This is a genomic window from Streptomyces sp. NPDC047079, from assembly GCF_040643755.1.
Taxonomy (GTDB): Bacteria; Actinomycetota; Actinomycetes; order Streptomycetales; family Streptomycetaceae; genus Streptomyces.
Genome location: NZ_JBEYUZ010000042.1, coordinates 17,020 through 31,234, shown reverse-complemented (window position 1 = coordinate 31,234; position 14,215 = coordinate 17,020). Strand labels below are relative to the sequence as shown.

17 protein-coding genes and 1 pseudogene are annotated in these 14,215 nt (G+C 68.9%); 14 read left to right on the top strand and 4 right to left on the bottom strand.

The annotated features are described in order from the left end of the window. Window positions 1-392: IS3 family transposase (locus ABZ823_RS29395; protein ID WP_361665875.1), on the bottom strand; the 392-nt coding region annotated here is incomplete at its 3' end. Window positions 393-796: 404 nt separating this feature from the next. On the opposite strand from ABZ823_RS29395, the gene ABZ823_RS29390 reads away from it, so the two are divergent. Beyond that, window positions 797-1,588 carry a GNAT family N-acetyltransferase gene (locus ABZ823_RS29390; RefSeq protein WP_361665874.1) on the top strand — a complete coding sequence of 264 codons (792 nt, stop codon included), beginning with the start codon at window positions 797-799 and terminating at the stop codon, window positions 1,586-1,588. After that, entirely contained in the window at window positions 1,585-1,809 is a 225-nt protein-coding gene (gene infA / locus ABZ823_RS29385) for a translation initiation factor IF-1 (protein ID WP_188182509.1), read from the top strand. The genes ABZ823_RS29390 and infA overlap by 4 nt, the downstream gene beginning before the upstream one ends. A 105-nt stretch (window positions 1,810-1,914) precedes the next feature. Here the strand turns inward: infA and ABZ823_RS29380 are convergent. Then, window positions 1,915-2,109, bottom strand: a pseudogene (locus ABZ823_RS29380) (transposase); the annotation flags it as partial. Window positions 2,110-2,733: 624 nt separating this feature from the next. Between ABZ823_RS29380 and ABZ823_RS29375 the strand changes: the two are divergent. After that, window positions 2,734-3,690, top strand: a complete 957-nt coding sequence (locus ABZ823_RS29375) for an AraC family transcriptional regulator (RefSeq protein ID WP_361665873.1) — start codon at window positions 2,734-2,736, stop codon at window positions 3,688-3,690. 84 nt (window positions 3,691-3,774) lie between these two features. Here ABZ823_RS29375 and ABZ823_RS29370 read toward each other — a convergent pair whose 3' ends face one another. Then, window positions 3,775-4,506 (bottom strand): type 1 glutamine amidotransferase domain-containing protein, encoded by a 732-nt coding sequence (locus tag ABZ823_RS29370; RefSeq protein WP_361665872.1) that lies wholly within the window; start codon window positions 4,504-4,506, stop codon window positions 3,775-3,777. 249 nt (window positions 4,507-4,755) lie between these two features. Here ABZ823_RS29370 and ABZ823_RS29365 point away from each other — a divergent pair, with 249 nt between their 5' ends. The 11 genes from ABZ823_RS29365 to ABZ823_RS29315 all read left to right on the top strand — a co-directional run bounded on the left by ABZ823_RS29365 (window position 4,756) and on the right by ABZ823_RS29315 (window position 12,733). Beyond that, a complete protein-coding gene (locus ABZ823_RS29365) occupies window positions 4,756-5,772 on the top strand; it encodes a DJ-1/PfpI family protein (protein ID WP_361665871.1) in 1,017 nt (338 codons plus the stop codon). An 89-nt stretch (window positions 5,773-5,861) separates the two neighbouring features. Beyond that, window positions 5,862-6,305 (top strand): ester cyclase, encoded by a 444-nt coding sequence (locus tag ABZ823_RS29360; protein WP_361665870.1) that lies wholly within the window; start codon window positions 5,862-5,864, stop codon window positions 6,303-6,305. Then, window positions 6,302-6,820 (top strand): nuclear transport factor 2 family protein, encoded by a 519-nt coding sequence (locus tag ABZ823_RS29355; RefSeq protein ID WP_361665869.1) that lies wholly within the window; start codon window positions 6,302-6,304, stop codon window positions 6,818-6,820. The genes ABZ823_RS29360 and ABZ823_RS29355 overlap by 4 nt, the downstream gene beginning before the upstream one ends. A gap of 39 nt (window positions 6,821-6,859) precedes the next feature. Continuing rightward, window positions 6,860-8,392 carry a toluene monooxygenase gene (locus ABZ823_RS29350; RefSeq protein ID WP_361665868.1) on the top strand — a complete coding sequence of 511 codons (1,533 nt, stop codon included), beginning with the start codon at window positions 6,860-6,862 and terminating at the stop codon, window positions 8,390-8,392. After that, window positions 8,389-8,691, top strand: a complete 303-nt coding sequence (locus ABZ823_RS29345; protein ID WP_361665867.1) for a toluene-4-monooxygenase system B family protein — start codon at window positions 8,389-8,391, stop codon at window positions 8,689-8,691. Before ABZ823_RS29350 ends, ABZ823_RS29345 begins: the two co-directional genes overlap by 4 nt. Beyond that, the gene (locus tag ABZ823_RS29340) at window positions 8,688-9,002 is read left to right on the top strand and encodes an MmoB/DmpM family protein (RefSeq protein WP_361665866.1); all 315 of its coding nucleotides are present in this window, start codon (window positions 8,688-8,690) and stop codon (window positions 9,000-9,002) included. Before ABZ823_RS29345 ends, ABZ823_RS29340 begins: the two co-directional genes overlap by 4 nt. Beyond that, entirely contained in the window at window positions 8,999-10,057 is a 1,059-nt protein-coding gene (locus ABZ823_RS29335; RefSeq protein WP_361665865.1) for a toluene monooxygenase, read from the top strand. Before ABZ823_RS29340 ends, ABZ823_RS29335 begins: the two co-directional genes overlap by 4 nt. Beyond that, complete coding sequence (locus ABZ823_RS29330) at window positions 10,057-10,383, top strand: Rieske 2Fe-2S domain-containing protein (protein ID WP_361665864.1); 327 nt, start codon at window positions 10,057-10,059, stop codon at window positions 10,381-10,383. The genes ABZ823_RS29335 and ABZ823_RS29330 overlap by 1 nt, the downstream gene beginning before the upstream one ends. Next, window positions 10,380-11,636, top strand: coding sequence for an FAD-dependent oxidoreductase (locus tag ABZ823_RS29325; RefSeq protein ID WP_361665863.1), 1,257 nt, complete (start codon window positions 10,380-10,382; stop codon window positions 11,634-11,636). The genes ABZ823_RS29330 and ABZ823_RS29325 overlap by 4 nt, the downstream gene beginning before the upstream one ends. Before the next feature lie 21 nt (window positions 11,637-11,657). Further along, window positions 11,658-12,419 (top strand): iron-sulfur cluster assembly protein, encoded by a 762-nt coding sequence (locus ABZ823_RS29320; protein ID WP_361665862.1) that lies wholly within the window; start codon window positions 11,658-11,660, stop codon window positions 12,417-12,419. 23 nt (window positions 12,420-12,442) lie between these two features. Continuing rightward, window positions 12,443-12,733 carry a putative quinol monooxygenase gene (locus ABZ823_RS29315; RefSeq protein ID WP_361665861.1) on the top strand — a complete coding sequence of 97 codons (291 nt, stop codon included), beginning with the start codon at window positions 12,443-12,445 and terminating at the stop codon, window positions 12,731-12,733. Window positions 12,734-13,544: 811 nt separating this feature from the next. Here ABZ823_RS29315 and ABZ823_RS29310 read toward each other — a convergent pair. Next, window positions 13,545-14,120 carry a YdeI/OmpD-associated family protein gene (locus tag ABZ823_RS29310; RefSeq protein ID WP_361665860.1) on the bottom strand — a complete coding sequence of 192 codons (576 nt, stop codon included), beginning with the start codon at window positions 14,118-14,120 and terminating at the stop codon, window positions 13,545-13,547. Window positions 14,121-14,215 lie beyond the last annotated feature (95 nt).

The following is a 14,215-nucleotide window of genomic DNA, read 5'->3' as shown; positions in this document are numbered from 1 at the left end:
GCCACCACCAGTTCGGCGTCGTGCCGGGCGCCCATCGCGTAGCCGAGCAGCCGACGGGAGAACAGATCGATCACCGTCGCCAGGTAGAGCTTGCCCTCGCCGGTGTCGATCTCGGTCATGTCGCCTGCCCAGATCAAAGCCGGTTCCTCGGCGGTGAAGTCCCGGCGGACGAAGTCCGGGGCGGCCGGCCGCCTGCCCGGCCTGGTCAGCGACTGGCGGCGCCTGACCTTCCGGCCCGCCAGCCCGAGCTCGGCCATCAGCTTCGCGACGGTGTTCACCGACACCCGCCAGCCCCGGCGCACCAGCTCGATGAACACCTTCGGCGAGCCGTAGGTGCCCCCGGACCGATGGAAGATCTCCTCGATCTCCTCCGCCAGGTGCTGCCGGCGCATCTCCCGCTCGGTCGGCGGCCGGTCACGCTACTTGTAGTACCACGACTCCGACACCCCCAGAGCCCGGCATGCGACGCGATGCGGTATGCCCTCCTCGGCCTTGCAGCTGCTGATCACCCCGACCGCCACGGCCGGGTCCGCCTCTGGTTGGCTTGCAGCCTCATCTGCTGGAGACGCCTCAAGAGGACCGGATCATGATCGCGTCACGAGCTCATAGGAAAAGGTTTTGAGCGAGGCGGCGCCCCGCTGCTACGTTCGTGGTGGACCGTGAAGTCGTCGTATGGAGGTGAGCCCCGTGAACACAGTTACCCATGGGTGCTCCCTCAACCCGTCACGGTCCGGCGGCTGACGTTCGGTGTCGCCAGGAGCGCCTGAGATCGAGGCACTCCTGGAAGGAGACTCCGATGAACACGAAGCCTTGCACATCCGGCCTGAGCGAGAACGCGGTGATGATCACGCGCGTCGCGGACAGGCAATGGCATGCACTGGATGACGACGTGGTGGTCGGCCGCGGGCATGCGGAGCACCGGCCCGACGGACGCTTGTTCGTCAGTATCGATGCCTGGCACGACGCCACCTTCGACCGGCTCGCCGAGGCGATGCTGGCACAACTGCCGGCGCCGCTGTACACGGTGGTCGACGAAGCCGACGTCGAGCTGACGGCCGGCTGGCGGCGGGCAGGTTTCAGGATCCGGCGCCGCGAGTGGGAGTACGTGGTGCCGACCGACCCGCGGGTCACAGGGCTCGAAGCAGTCCTGCCGCCTTCGGACGTGACGATCGTGCCCGCCGGTCAGGCGGACGAGAGTCTGCTGCGGGCGGTGGACCGCGCGATCCGTGACGAAGTCGAGGTGAGTGTCGGGTGGCAGTCGATGCCCGCGGAGGTAATTCCCCGCCCCGAAGGCGACACCATCGTCGACCCGTCGAAGTACGCGGTGGCCGCGGCGCCGGACCGCTACCTGGGTCTGATCCGGGTGGTGACGGTGAACCGGCCGCGCATCGGGCTGGTCGCGGTCCGGGCCGGCGAGCAGCGCCGCGGCATCGCGCGGGCGCTGCTGGCCCACGCGCTGGGGACGCTGCACCGCTCCGGGTTCGCCGCGGCCTGGACCGAAGTCCACGAGTCCAACCAAGCAGCCTCGGCGCTGTTCGAGGGCATCGGCGCCCGGCCGATGAGCAGCAACCTGGAGCTGGTGCGATGACGAAGAACAAGAACGTCATCGAAGTCGAGGGCAAGGTCGTCGAGTGCCTGCGCAGCGCCATGTTCACCGTGGAGCTCGAGAACGGCCACCGGGTGCTCGCGCACATCAGCGGGAAGATCCGCAAGAACTACATCAAGATCATGCTGGAAGACCGGGTACTGGTGGAGCTCCCGCCGTACGACCTGACGCGCGGCCGGATCGTGTTCCGGTACCGGAACTAGCGGCGGTCGGCACCTTCCGCGGTAGCTGATCCTGGGGCCCCGGTCACGGCGTTTCCGCGACCGGGGCCCCGATGATGGCTCGCACAGCCGCGGCGACCACCGCTCCAGCCGCCGCCAGCAGGTCTGGCCCGAGCCGAACCCCAGCTCCAGGGGCAGCAGTTGCCAGGCGATGTCGTTGTGCAGCACGTGCAGGATGTCCTGCCGGCGCAGCCGGTCCGGCACCGGCCGCGGGCCAGGAGCCTTCTCGGGCCAGGGCGGCAGCAGCGGCGCGATCAGCGCCCACAGGTCATCGTCCACCATCCACGGCCGGGTAGTCACACCATCCCGAACGGTCGAATCGTCACACCGGACACGGCCGAACAGGGGCGTTCAACAAGGTCTTGTTACGAGCTCTTACACGAACCGGGCACAGGACCAGTGGCTCGGGCGAAGCCGCCGTACGCCGTGTCGCGTGGTCGGCGGCGTGCAGAAGTAGGAAATCGATGGCGGCGCGGGCATGCGACACCATGTGGTCCGGCCCGGGATCGTCCGCCGGCCAAGAGCCGTCGCTACCGATCCAGATGGTGCGCAGCCCTGCGGAGCGTCCGCCGCCGATGTCGTACGCCGTGCGATCCGCCGGGTGGCGCGCCGCTGCTCCAGTGTGCGGTCCGCCGACGAGGTTCGCCCCCGCACAGCGCTCCTCACGAGCGGCGGGACCTGCGGCGGTCGGCCCGGCGCGCGGGCGGCGCGCAAGTGCGCAACTTCTTTGCCGGAATCTTGGGTCCCCCCTTACCGGGCCCACCCCTACCATCTGGCACCACGTCGCGAGGACGGACACCCCTTCCTCGGCGGAACCGGCGTACAGCAGCACCTTGGGAGGCCCGCATAGGAGCACACCGCGCCGACGGGCAGCCGCCAAGGCCGACACAGCACGGGAGCCGCGTGATGACCGCCGTACCCCAGCCCCTCCAGGAGACGCTGACCTCCGGCGACCTCGTGTCCGAGATCCGCTCGCGCACTCCTGGCATCGGCGGCAACCCCGGCGGCTGGCCGGGGCTGACCCTCTACCGCTATACGCAACCGACAGCGCCGCAGTGGGAGGAGGTCAAGTCACTGTCGCTGTGCGTGATCGCGCAGGGCCGCAAGTGTGTCGTGTCGGCGGGCCGGCCGCACTACTACGACCCGTTCAACTACCTCGTCCTCAGCAGCAGCCAGCACTTCACCGCCGAGATCCTGGAAGCGACGCAGGACAAACCGTTCCTCTCGCTGGTGCTGCAGATCGATCCCACCCTGGTGCGGCGCGTCTCCTCCGACATCCTCGACCGGCGGGCGGTCCCCTTCCAGCCGAAGCTGCACGGCAAACCGGAGCCCGTCTTCGTCTCGCCGCTCGACTGCGCCCTGATGTCGGCCACGATCCGGTTCCTGCAGGCCACATACACGGGAGCCGACCGCAGGGTGCTCGCGCCGCTGTATCTGCGCGAGATGGTGTACCGGGTACTGCAGGCCGAACAGTACGAGCGGCTTATCGAGATAGCGGCCACCGAAGTGGTGAGCAACCCGGTCAGCGACGTCATCTCCTATGTGCAGCGGAACATGTCGGAGCCGTTGACCGTGAGCGACATGGCCGAACAAGTCGCCATGAGCCCGTCCGCCTTCTCACACCTCTTCCGTGAGGTCACCGGAAAATCCCCTTACCAGTTTGTCAAGGAGATGAGACTGAATCGGGCGCGCGATCTGCTGATCGATCGGCAGATGAGTGTCACCAAGGTGTCCCGCGCCGTCGGGTACGCCAGCACATCGCATTTCATCAACGAGTTCCGTGACCGGTTCGGGGCGACACCGCGCGCCTACTGTGATCTCCAGCGGATCTCCCGGGAACTCGGTTCGCGGAACAGCGGCTGACCCCGCGTCCCCGCTCTGCCGGTGGGAAAATCGCGCACAATCGGGTGGACGGCGGGCCGACCGCCGTCCACCACGCACTGCCCGTCAGCCTTCGCCGAGCGGTGCGGCCGGTGCGGACAGCAGCGCCACGAGCCGCTCGGCCAGCGGCGCCGATGACGCCGGGTTCTGGCCGGTGTGCAGGTTGCCGTCGGAGACCACGTGCCCCTCGAACGCCGCGCCGCTGCGCTCGTACGCGCCGCCGCTGTCCGTGAGGCGGTCCTCCAGCAGCCACGGGGCCTGGTCGGCGAAGCCCATCGCCGCTTCCTCCTCGTTGCTGAAACCCGTCACCCGGCGCCCCGCGAAGAGCCACTCGCCGGAGGCGGCGCGGGCCGGCAGGAAGGCGGCCGGGCCGTGGCAGACGGCCGCCACCGGCTTGTCGGCCGCCGTGAAGGCCGCGACAAGCGCGCCGAACGTCTCGGACCGCGCGAGGTCCTCCATCGGGCCGTGGCCGCCCGGCACGAAGACGGCGTCGTATTCGGCGGCGTTGGCCGCGTCCAGGTCGACCGGTGAGTCGAGCTCCGCGGAGATCCCTTCCAGGTAGGCGCGAAACCGCTTGCCGGGTTCCTCCGAACCGCCGTTGACCGCCGCCGAGAACCCGGCCTCGTCAGCCGTGGGGCGGATCCCTCCCGGGGTGGCCGCGACAATGTCGAAACCCGCGTCGCGGAAGATCTCGTGCGGGACCACCAGTTCCTCCGGCCAGAAACCGCACGGGTGCTTGGTGCCGTCCTTCAGCGTCCAGTAGTCCGATCCGGACACCGCGAACAGTACGCGTGTCATCGTAAACCTCTCTGCCGTCGGCCGCTTCCGTATGCGTGTTCGTTGAAATGCGCCGACCACGTTAGGCGTGAACTCAACGGCCGCCACCCGGTTCCACCGGAATCCGCTATTTCCCGACCGGAACCCGCAGCCGCCGCGGGACTGGTACCGGAATCCGCAGTTGTCCCGCAGGAATCTGCGATGCGACTGCCGGAAGACCGGCCCTAACGTCAAGGCGTCGCGGTAACGAACTGTTCACCTGGAGTTGACATGGCGCGCATCGCGTACCTCGTGTCCAGCGCGAAGGAACTGGCCCTCGCCGACGGCACCCGGCACCCCACCGGCTACTTCGCGGAGGAGGCCCTCAAGCCCTACGAGCGCTTCTGCGCGGCGGGGCACGACGTCGTCGTGGTCACGCCGGACGGCCTGGCGCCGACCGCCGACCCGTACGGGCTCGAACACTTCTTCCACTACCCGGAGGAGGACCAGGACTTCTTCGCCTCCGTCACCCGCACCTTCCACCAGGACCCGGACGATATCCGCATCACCCTGCACCAGACCACCGAGCTTGGGCTGGTGGCCGCCCGCAGGATCGTGGAGCGGCTGACCAGCCGGGGGACGGCGCCCTCCGAGGCCCACGCGCTGGTCAGCCACGCGGCCAAGATCGCCTGGAGCCAGGACCGCCGGCTGGTGGACGTGATGGTGGACGAGGCGCTGGACGGCGGCCTGAGCAGGCAGGAGATCCAGCAGGCCGTCGACGAGCTCGACGCGGCGGCCCGGGCGCTGTCCGCGGAGCGTCGCCGCAAGCTGGACAGCATCGAGGGGTTCACGCATCCGGTGGCGCTCTCCACGCTGAGCGAAGAGGAACTGGCGGGCTTCGACGCCGTGTTCGCGCCCGGCGGCCACGGCCCGATGGTCGACCTCGCCGACAACGCCGACGTCTCCCGGCTGCTGCGCGTGCTGCACCACAAGCAGGCGCCGATCGCCTCGCTGTGCCACGGCCCGGCGCTGCTGCTCTCCGCGCCCGAACGCGAGGACGGGCAGTGGCTCTTCGACGGCTACCGCATGACGTGCTTCACCGACGAGGAAGAGGACCAGACGGTCGCCGGGCGGCTCGGCATGGCCTGGTACCTCGACACCGCGCTGAAGAACGCGGGCGCGGTCTTCGACGACGCGCCGAGCGCCTGGGTGTCCCACGTCGTGGTGGACCGCAACCTCATCACCGGGCAGAACCCCGCCTCCAGCGAAGCCACCGCCGACGCGGTACTCAAAGCGCTCGCCGCGTGAGGGCCGCCGCGAGGTGGCGACCGCGATCGTGCCGGGCGTAGGCGCCGTGGCGCCGTAACCGTGCCAAAGGGTCCGAAGGAGCACAGATCATGAACGAAACGCCTGCCGAGACGGTCAGGGCGTTCCTGGCCGCCGTCCGACGACGGGACACCGACGCCGCGATGGCGCTGGTCAGCTCGTCCGCCGAGGCCAACCTGCACCCCCTGCGGGTCAGGAACGGCGGCGCCGATGACATCCGCGCGCTGGTCACCTCGACGGTGAACGCCTTTCCCGACCTGCGGCTGACCGAGAGGAACCTGCTCGAACTCGGCGATGTCGTGGTGGTGGAGCTGAAACTGGAGGGCACCCAGGCAGCCGACTACCTCGGTGTCGTCAACCAGGAGAAGCACATCGACGTGGACCAGGCATGGCGGTTCACGGTGGACACCGCGGCGATCACCGGGATCGACGCCTACTGGTGCCAGAACCAGCTCTACCGCCGGCTTGCCGTCAAGCGGCTGGACGAGGTCGCGATCGTGGGAGGGACGGCATGAGCACCGCGCAGGACGACATGACCATGGCCCAGGACGGCACGGCGACCACTGTGGCGGCGGCGACACGCAAGGCCGTCGCCGCCGAGACCGCCGCCCGGCTCTTCGCGGCGTACCGCAGGCGCGACGTCGAAGCCATGACCGACATGTGCACCGATGCCGCCGAGTTCTCCTACGTGCCCTACGAGGTGTGGGGTAAGCAGCGGGTGCTGCGCGGCGACGGCAAGGTCAAGACGGTCGGCAAGACCATCTGGGCGGGACTGATCCACTCCTTCCCCGACCTGTTCAACACGGTCCACAGCATCGACGCCAACGACCACGGCGACGCGGTCGTCTCCTGCGACATCGGCGGCTGCCAGCAGACGGCGTGGGGGTTCGCCGAGCCCAGGGGCGGATCGTTCAGCGAACCGCACCTGTTCATCCTCCACATCGACGAGGAGGGACTCATCGACACGGTGCGCGCCTACTGGGACGCGGCCGGCATCAACCGGCAGCTCGGTCACCTCGAGGTCGACTGAGCTGCCGCAGGACTGAAGGACGGGAGGCGAGAGGCACCGATGAATCCGCTCAAGCGTGAGGAATGGCAGCACTTCGTCCGCGACGTGGACTGGACCTACAGCTACGCCGACGACGACGCGGTGTTCCCGGAGTGGCACAGCGGCACCGGAAAGGTGCCCCGCGAGGCGTGGGCCGCCTGGGAGGAGGACTACAAGGTCAGTTACCCGGAGTACGTGGCCACCCAGCGGGAGAAGGAGTCGGCCGCCTACGCGGTGAAGGCCGCGTTGCAGCGCTCCTCGAACTTCGACCGACTCGACGAGGGCTGGCGTTCGTCGACCAAGATGCACTTCGGCGGTGTGGCGTTGGTCGAGTACGCGGCCGTGCTGGGCGAGCTGAAGATGGCCCGGTTCGGCCTCAACGGCTCGTGGCGCAACATGGCCACCTTCGGCGCGCTGGACGAACTGCGGCACTCGCAGATCACCACGTTCTTCGGGCACGAGTTCATCAAGAAGGACCCGCAGTACGACTGGACGCAGAAGACCTTCCACCAGAACAACTGGGTGCCGGTGTCGCTGCGCAACCTCTTCGACAACATGATGATCGCGCCGAACGTGGTGGACCTGGCCATCGGCCTGCCGTTCACCTTCGAAACCGGCTTCACCAACCTCCAGTTCGTGGCGCTGTCCGCGGACGCGCTGGAGGCCGGCGACGTCAACTTCGCCAACATGATCTCCTCGATCCAGACGGACGAGGCCCGCCACTCGCAGCAGGGCGGCCCCACGATGGAGATCCTGGTCGAGCATGACCCGGTGCGGGCCCAGTGGGTCATCGACCGCAACTTCTGGGGCTCGGCTCGCGCCTTCGCCGCGTTGACCGGCCCGGCCATGGACTACTACACGCCCCTGGAGCACCGCAAGCAGTCCTACCGGGAGTTCATGGAGGAGTGGATCATTGACCAGTTCATCCACACCATCGAGGACTACGGCCTGAAGAAGCCCTGGTTCTGGGACGAGTTCATGCGCGGACTCGACACCTGGCACCACGGTCTGCACATGGGACTGTGGTTCTGGCGGCCCACCCTGTGGTGGCGGCCGAAGGCCGGCGTGTCCAAGGACGAGCGCGAGTGGCTGCGCGAGAAGTACCCGAACTGGGAGGCGGTCTACGGCGGAAAGTGGGACACGCTGATCGACAACGTCAACGCCGACAACGTGGAGGCCACTCTCCCCGAGACACTGCCCTGGCTGTGCAGCATGTGCAACCTGCCGTGCTGCAACGCGGTCCAGTCCCGGTCGGGCCGGTGGCGGGTGCCGGACTGGTCGCTGACGTACGACGGCAGGACCTACCACTTCTGCACCAACGCGTGCCGGCAGATCTGGTGGAAGGACCGCGACAACGTCAACCACCAGACACTGATCGAACGGTTCCTGGCCGGCCAGATCCAGCCCATGGACGTCGGCGGCATCCTCGCCTACATGGGGATGACCCCGGACGTCATGGGCGACGACCCCGACTACGAGGCGTGGACCAAGGATTACGTCGGCCGCCCGGTCACCGGCCTGGCCCTCACCGGCAAGGAGACGAGCGCATCATGACCCACGCGACGGGCGCGGACACCGCCCGGCCCGCACCGGCCGTCGTACCGCTCAACGCGGTCTTCGCCGACGACTTCGTACAGATCCTGGTGGCCGTCACCTCGGACAACACCGCCGCCGAGGTGGCCGAGGCCGTGGCGCACCACGTCGAGGGCAAGCGGGTGCGGGCACTGCCTTACCCCAAGATCGTCTTCCACAACGGCCGCCGTCTCGCGCCGGGCACCACCGTGACCGAGGCCGGAATGCGACCGCTCGACCACGTCAGGGTCGAGTACGACATCCCCGAGGGGGCGGCATGAGCCGGCTGGTAGGCCCGATCCTGCGGATGGGCGACGACGTCGACCAGGTCATCGCGGCCATCGAGGACGACAACCCCGACCGGGACATCGAGGTCGTCGACCGCGGCGCCTACGTGCGGGTACGCGGCGCGCGGCGTGTCACGGTCACGCTGGAGACCCTGCGCCGCTACCTCGGCCCCGACTTCGAGATCCGCTCGATGGAAACGATGATGTCCTCCTTCGTCGGGCGCGTCATCACCACCAGCGACTCCATCACCTGGGAGGACATCACCGCCAGGAGCAAGGCGGCGCCGGAAGGAGCAGCGGCGTGAGCACCACACCCAGGAAGCCGCGTCCGCGGCGGACCTTCAGCGCCTTCGGCGACGTCCGCAGGATGCCGAGCGAGTACGAGATCGTCACCCACGGCCAGAACTGGACCACCCGGCAGAACCGCAACGCGGCGTTCGAGCAGAACCCGTCCTCCCCGCCGAACCTGTGGTTTCTCACCTACCGCGACAAGTCACCGCTCGCCGTGGACGACTGGGAGCAGTTCCGCGACCCCGACACCCTGACCTACCGCGCCTACGTCAACCTCCAGGCAGAGGCCGAGGCCAAGACCGGCGGCGTACTGGAGGAGTACGCCAAGGCCGGCGTTGACCGCGCCCTGAGCGCCGGGCAGGTCGCCCTGCTGGGCGCGCTGTACACCCCGTCGCGCTACCTGGTGCACGGCTTCCAGCAGATCCAGGCATACATCGGCTACATGGCGCCCAGCTCGTACATCACCAACGCCGCGGCGTTCTCCACCGCCGACCTGCTCCGCCGGCTCACCCTGACCGGCTACCGCACCCGCGAACTGCAACTGGCCGCACCCGGCGCGGGGATCGGCGAGCGGGAACGGCAGGTCTGGGAACAGGACGAGGCGTGGCAGTCCGCACGCCGGGCCGTGGAGAAGGCACTGATCGCCTACGACTGGGCCGAGTCCTTCACCGCGCTCGACCTGATACTGGCGCCGACCCTCGACGATGTGCTGCTGCGGCAGTTCGGCCAGGCGTCGCGGGAGGCCGGCGACGAGGAGTCGTGGCTGCTGTCGAAGTACCTGCAGGACGACGCCGACCGGCGGGCCCGCTGGAGCGCCGCCCTGGTCGCCTTCGCGGTGGGCCGGCGGCCGGAGAACGAGGCCGTGCTGCGGCGCTGGATCGACCGCTGGACACCGGCTGCCGACGACGCCGCACAGGCGCTGGGCTCGCTCCTGGAGCGCTTCGGGCCCACCGGCTGGACCGCCGCACGGGTGGCCGCCGAGGCCCGCGCCGCCCGGGAGTCCTTCCACGACCGGCTGTTCGAGAGCTCCGCCGCCGGCCGGCCCGAAACGGGACGGAGGCAGGCCTGATGGGCGGCGCCGCCACCGGGCAGTGGCAGGAGGCCATGCGCCTCGACGACCTGTGGGAAGGCGACATGCAAGGCGTCGAGGTGGCGGGCACGAAGGTGCTGCTCGTCAACGTCGACGGCGAGGTGCGCGCCTACCACAACCGGTGCCCGCACCAGGCGTGGGCCCTGGACGAAGGGGACTTCGACGGGCAGACCATCACCTGCAGCCGGCACCTGTGGGAGTTCGACGCCGACACCGGGCAGGGCGTGAACCCCGGCACCTGCCGGCTGACGGCCTACCCGTGCCGGGTCACCGAGACGGGGACGATCATGGTGGACGTCGGATGAGCCGGGAACGGCAGGTGATCGTGGGCGGCGGCGTCGCGGGAGCGGCCGCCGTCCGCGGTCTGCGCGAGGCGGGGTTCGACGGAGAGGTGCTGCTGGTGGGGGAGGAGCCCCACCGGCCCTACGAACGCCCGCCGCTGTCCAAGGAGTTCCTCGCCGGAGCGGCCGACGTGGACGGCCTGTACGTGCAGCCCGCCGGCTGGTACCAGGAGCAGGGCGTCGAACTGCTGCTGGGCACCCGGGCCACCGCCATCGACACGGCCGCGCGGAAGCTCACCGTGTCCGCCCGCGGCGGCACGTCCACGCTGCGGTATGACGGACTGCTGCTCGCCACCGGGGTCCGGCCCAGGCGACTGCCCGGGGTGGCCGGTGAGCGTGTCCACTATCCGCGGACGGTCGACGACGCCAGAGCGCTCCGTGCGGACCTGCGCACCGCCGAGCGCGTCGTGGTCATCGGCGCGGGCTTCATCGGCTGCGAGGTGGCCGCGACCGCGGTCGGGCTGGGGAAGAGGGTCACCGTGTTCGAGCCGGACACCACCCCGTTCCGCCGCAGCCTCGGCCCGCTGGTCGGCATGGCGCTGATCGGCATCCACCGCTCGCACGGCGTGGACGTGCGGCTCGGCGAGGGCGTGCGGCAGGTGGACCCGACCACGAACGGAACGCTGCTCGTCACCTCCACCGCGGGCCACCGCGTGGAGTGCGACGTCATCGTGGTCGGCGTCGGCGCGCAGCCCAACACGGAACTGGCGGCCGCGGCCGGGATCGAGGTGGACAACGGCATCGTCACCGACGCCATGGGCCGCACCTGCTGCCCCAGCGTCTACGCTGCCGGCGACGTGGCCATGCAGTACCACCCCCGCTACGGAGAGCACATCCGCGTCGAACACCATGACACCGCCACCCGGCAGGGCGTCCAGGTGGCACGGAACATGCTCGGCGCGGACGAGGAGTTCACCGAGCCGTTCTGGTTCTGGTCCGACCAGTACGAGCACAGCGTGCAGAGCACCGGGCGCCTGCCCGAGGTGTTCGAACCGGTGGTGCGCGGATCGGTGGAGGACCATTGCTTCTCCGCGTTCGCCTGGTCCGAGGGCAGGGTGAACGGCGTGGTATCCCTCGACCGGCCGCGCGACGTCCTGGACGTCCGGCGCCTGGTCTTCCAGGAGCACCAGGTCACCCGGGAGCAACTGCGCGACGAGTCGGTGGCGCTGAAACGGCTGGCCGCCCGGCCGGCCAGAACGACCGGCGCACGGCCGTAAGTGTGACGGAGGTGTGTTCGCATGACGGCGTTGACGGAACTCGTGGTCCGCGAGGAACAGGCACGGGTGGTCCAGTCCGACGCGTTGGCCGCGCTGAGGAAGGTGACGGGGCTGCCCGCGTCGGCGGCCGTGGCGCGGCTGCGGTACGGCCCCGGCCGCACCTGCGAGCCCGTGGCGCGCATCCTCGACCGCGCACTGGCGAAGGCCGGTGTGGCCGGCATCCGGCCCGACCAGCTCGTGGTGGCGGGCGGCTGCGCCCGCCGGGCCGAGGACATCGTCCGGGTACGGCGCAAGGCGCACGGCAAGGCCGACTGGATCAGCAGCGAGACCTCGGACGTCGAAATCCACCTGGAACCCGCCGGGTTGAGGGCGTCAGCCCACACGGCGGCCACAGCCGCAGAGCCCCCGGGCATCAGCCCCCACGACAGCCCGGCGCGAAGCGAGCCCGCCGCGGCCGCACCCGACGCGCGCTCGCAGCGGGTGAGGGACGCGCTGTACGACGTACTCGACCCGGACCTGGGCGTCAACATCGTCGACCTGGGCTTCGTGCGGGACATCGCCGTCGAGCAGGGGACGGCGGTGATCACCATGACGCTGACGTCGCCCGCCTGCCCCCTGACCGGAGTGATGGAGGACCAGATCCGCACGGCCTTGGCCGACGGCGCAGGCTACGGCGTCAACGATCACCGCGTCGCATGGGTGTGGCAGCCCGCCTGGCGCCCCTCGGACATCACCAGTGAGGGCCGCGACCAGCTCCGCGCCATCGGTTTCAACAACTTCTAGAGAACCTGTCAAGGAGCAGTGCCATGGCACATGTCGTCATCGCCACCTGGAAGGCGAGGCCCGGCCAGGCGGACCACATCCGCGCCATCCTCGAGACGGTCACACCGCTGAACCGCACGGAGGAGAAGATGATCTCCTTCGATGCCTTCGTCAGCGAGACCGACCCGGACACGTTCGTGCTGGTCGAGAAGTACACCGATGCGACGGGCTACGACGACCACAGGGCGACGGAGGCGTTCCGCAGGTACGTGGTGGGCGAGGCGATCCCCGCCCTCGCCGAACGGAGCGTGCGCACCTTCCAGTCCCTCACCTGACGCCCGGCCTGCCGCCGCCGTCTGTGCCGTCGCGGCGCTCCTGTGTCAACGGCTCGGCATCTCCCGGAGCTGTGGTGTTCAGAGCGCCCAGTCATAGCCGCGTTCGAGGAAGAGCCGCAGAGCTGAGGGTGGTAGCCAGTGCCGCGCTGCAGCCATGGCAGACGGTGGGCGGCCGGCATCACCGGGTGGAGGGCTTGGTAGGTGAGTGCGGTGAGCGTGATCTGTGCAGGCCATGAGTCGGCGGCATCGGTGATGACAACGATGGAGGCAGCGCTCAGGTCGAGGGTGGCGGGTGGTGCACTGAGGGACTCCAGATGGAGCGCTCCGAGGGCGGCGTAGTGCAGGTCGACGGTTGTTTCCTCCGTGAACGTTGTCTCGATGAGTGAAAGGGTGCCCTTGACTTCCGCGCGAGTGAGATCGATGTTTCCTGCGACGCGTGTCGCATTGTCCAGCGTGATGTCTGCTTCCACTCGGGCTCCGGGAACTCGAAGCGCGTACTGGTGGTAGGGGAGGAGCGTGCTGGCGGTGAGTTCTATCGATTCGCCGACGACGGCAGCGAACAGATTGACACCCCCCTCGACAGTCAGGCCGTGAGCGTAGATACACCACCGACGGTGAGCGTGGGAGCGCTGACGGCCCATCCCGTGCGGCCGTGTCGGTTCGGAGGGGTGCGTTCATATTTCGCCGATGGCCGGAGATGATCTCCGAAGCTTGTTCCCCTGAACGTAGGCCCGTGTCGACGTGAGCTGATCGCATCGTGGTGTGATCGCTGACGGGAGTTCGATCAAAGCAGGACCCTCGACCGCTGCGGTCAGGGGTAGATCTTCTTCCCCTCGGCGAGCATGGCCACGTACTTCTCGATCCTGCGCACCCTCGTCTCGGGTTTCTTGACGTCCTGGACGCGATAGACGACCGCGTAGCGGTTCCTGCTGTCCAGGGTGGCGAAGAACTCCGCGGCGGCCGGGTTGGCCGCCAGGGCGCGCGCGAGGTCCTCCGGTACCGACGCCGTCTTCGCGCCGTCGTAGGCGGCTTCCCAGCGGCAGTCGGCCTTGGCGCGCTCCACCTCGGCCAGCCCAGCGGGACGCATTCGCCCCTGCTCGACCAGAGCCTCGGCCTTGTTCCGGTTGATCTTGGACCACTTGCTCGTGGGCTTGCGCGGAGTGAAGCGCTGCAGCCAGTTCTCGTCATCGAACGTCTTCTTCTGCCCGTCGATCCAGCCGTAGCACAGTGCCACGTCGAGCGCCTGGGCATAGTCGAGGGCCGCTACCCCCGGCACCTTCTTCCTGATTTTCAGCCATATTCCGGCCGAGGACGCGTGCTGCTTAGTGAGCCACTCCTCGAAGGCCTGGGCGGATTCGAAAGCGACGATCTCCAAGTCTTCAGCCACTTTGGCAGTCAATCATGCGAGCGCGGCGGTCAACCCACAATCGAGGGATCGTCCCCTGCTGCCTGTACCGTCCGGATCGGAATCGCACTTCGAGT

Excerpts from the sequence above, each read along its gene's own strand:
- ABZ823_RS29390 (WP_361665874.1), top strand. The coding sequence starts at position 797 with ATGAACACGAAGCCTTGCACATCCGGCCTGAGCGAGAACGCGGTGATG.
- infA (WP_188182509.1), top strand. The coding sequence starts at position 1,585 with ATGACGAAGAACAAGAACGTCATCGAAGTCGAGGGCAAGGTCGTCGAG.
- ABZ823_RS29375 (WP_361665873.1), top strand. The coding sequence starts at position 2,734 with ATGACCGCCGTACCCCAGCCCCTCCAGGAGACGCTGACCTCCGGCGAC.
- ABZ823_RS29370 (WP_361665872.1), bottom strand. The coding sequence starts at position 4,506 with ATGACACGCGTACTGTTCGCGGTGTCCGGATCGGACTACTGGACGCTG.
- ABZ823_RS29365 (WP_361665871.1), top strand. The coding sequence starts at position 4,756 with ATGGCGCGCATCGCGTACCTCGTGTCCAGCGCGAAGGAACTGGCCCTC.
- ABZ823_RS29360 (WP_361665870.1), top strand. The coding sequence starts at position 5,862 with ATGAACGAAACGCCTGCCGAGACGGTCAGGGCGTTCCTGGCCGCCGTC.
- ABZ823_RS29355 (WP_361665869.1), top strand. The coding sequence starts at position 6,302 with ATGAGCACCGCGCAGGACGACATGACCATGGCCCAGGACGGCACGGCG.
- ABZ823_RS29350 (WP_361665868.1), top strand. The coding sequence starts at position 6,860 with ATGAATCCGCTCAAGCGTGAGGAATGGCAGCACTTCGTCCGCGACGTG.
- ABZ823_RS29345 (WP_361665867.1), top strand. The coding sequence starts at position 8,389 with ATGACCCACGCGACGGGCGCGGACACCGCCCGGCCCGCACCGGCCGTC.
- ABZ823_RS29340 (WP_361665866.1), top strand. The coding sequence starts at position 8,688 with ATGAGCCGGCTGGTAGGCCCGATCCTGCGGATGGGCGACGACGTCGAC.
- ABZ823_RS29330 (WP_361665864.1), top strand. The coding sequence starts at position 10,057 with ATGGGCGGCGCCGCCACCGGGCAGTGGCAGGAGGCCATGCGCCTCGAC.
- ABZ823_RS29325 (WP_361665863.1), top strand. The coding sequence starts at position 10,380 with ATGAGCCGGGAACGGCAGGTGATCGTGGGCGGCGGCGTCGCGGGAGCG.
- ABZ823_RS29320 (WP_361665862.1), top strand. The coding sequence starts at position 11,658 with ATGACGGCGTTGACGGAACTCGTGGTCCGCGAGGAACAGGCACGGGTG.
- ABZ823_RS29315 (WP_361665861.1), top strand. The coding sequence starts at position 12,443 with ATGGCACATGTCGTCATCGCCACCTGGAAGGCGAGGCCCGGCCAGGCG.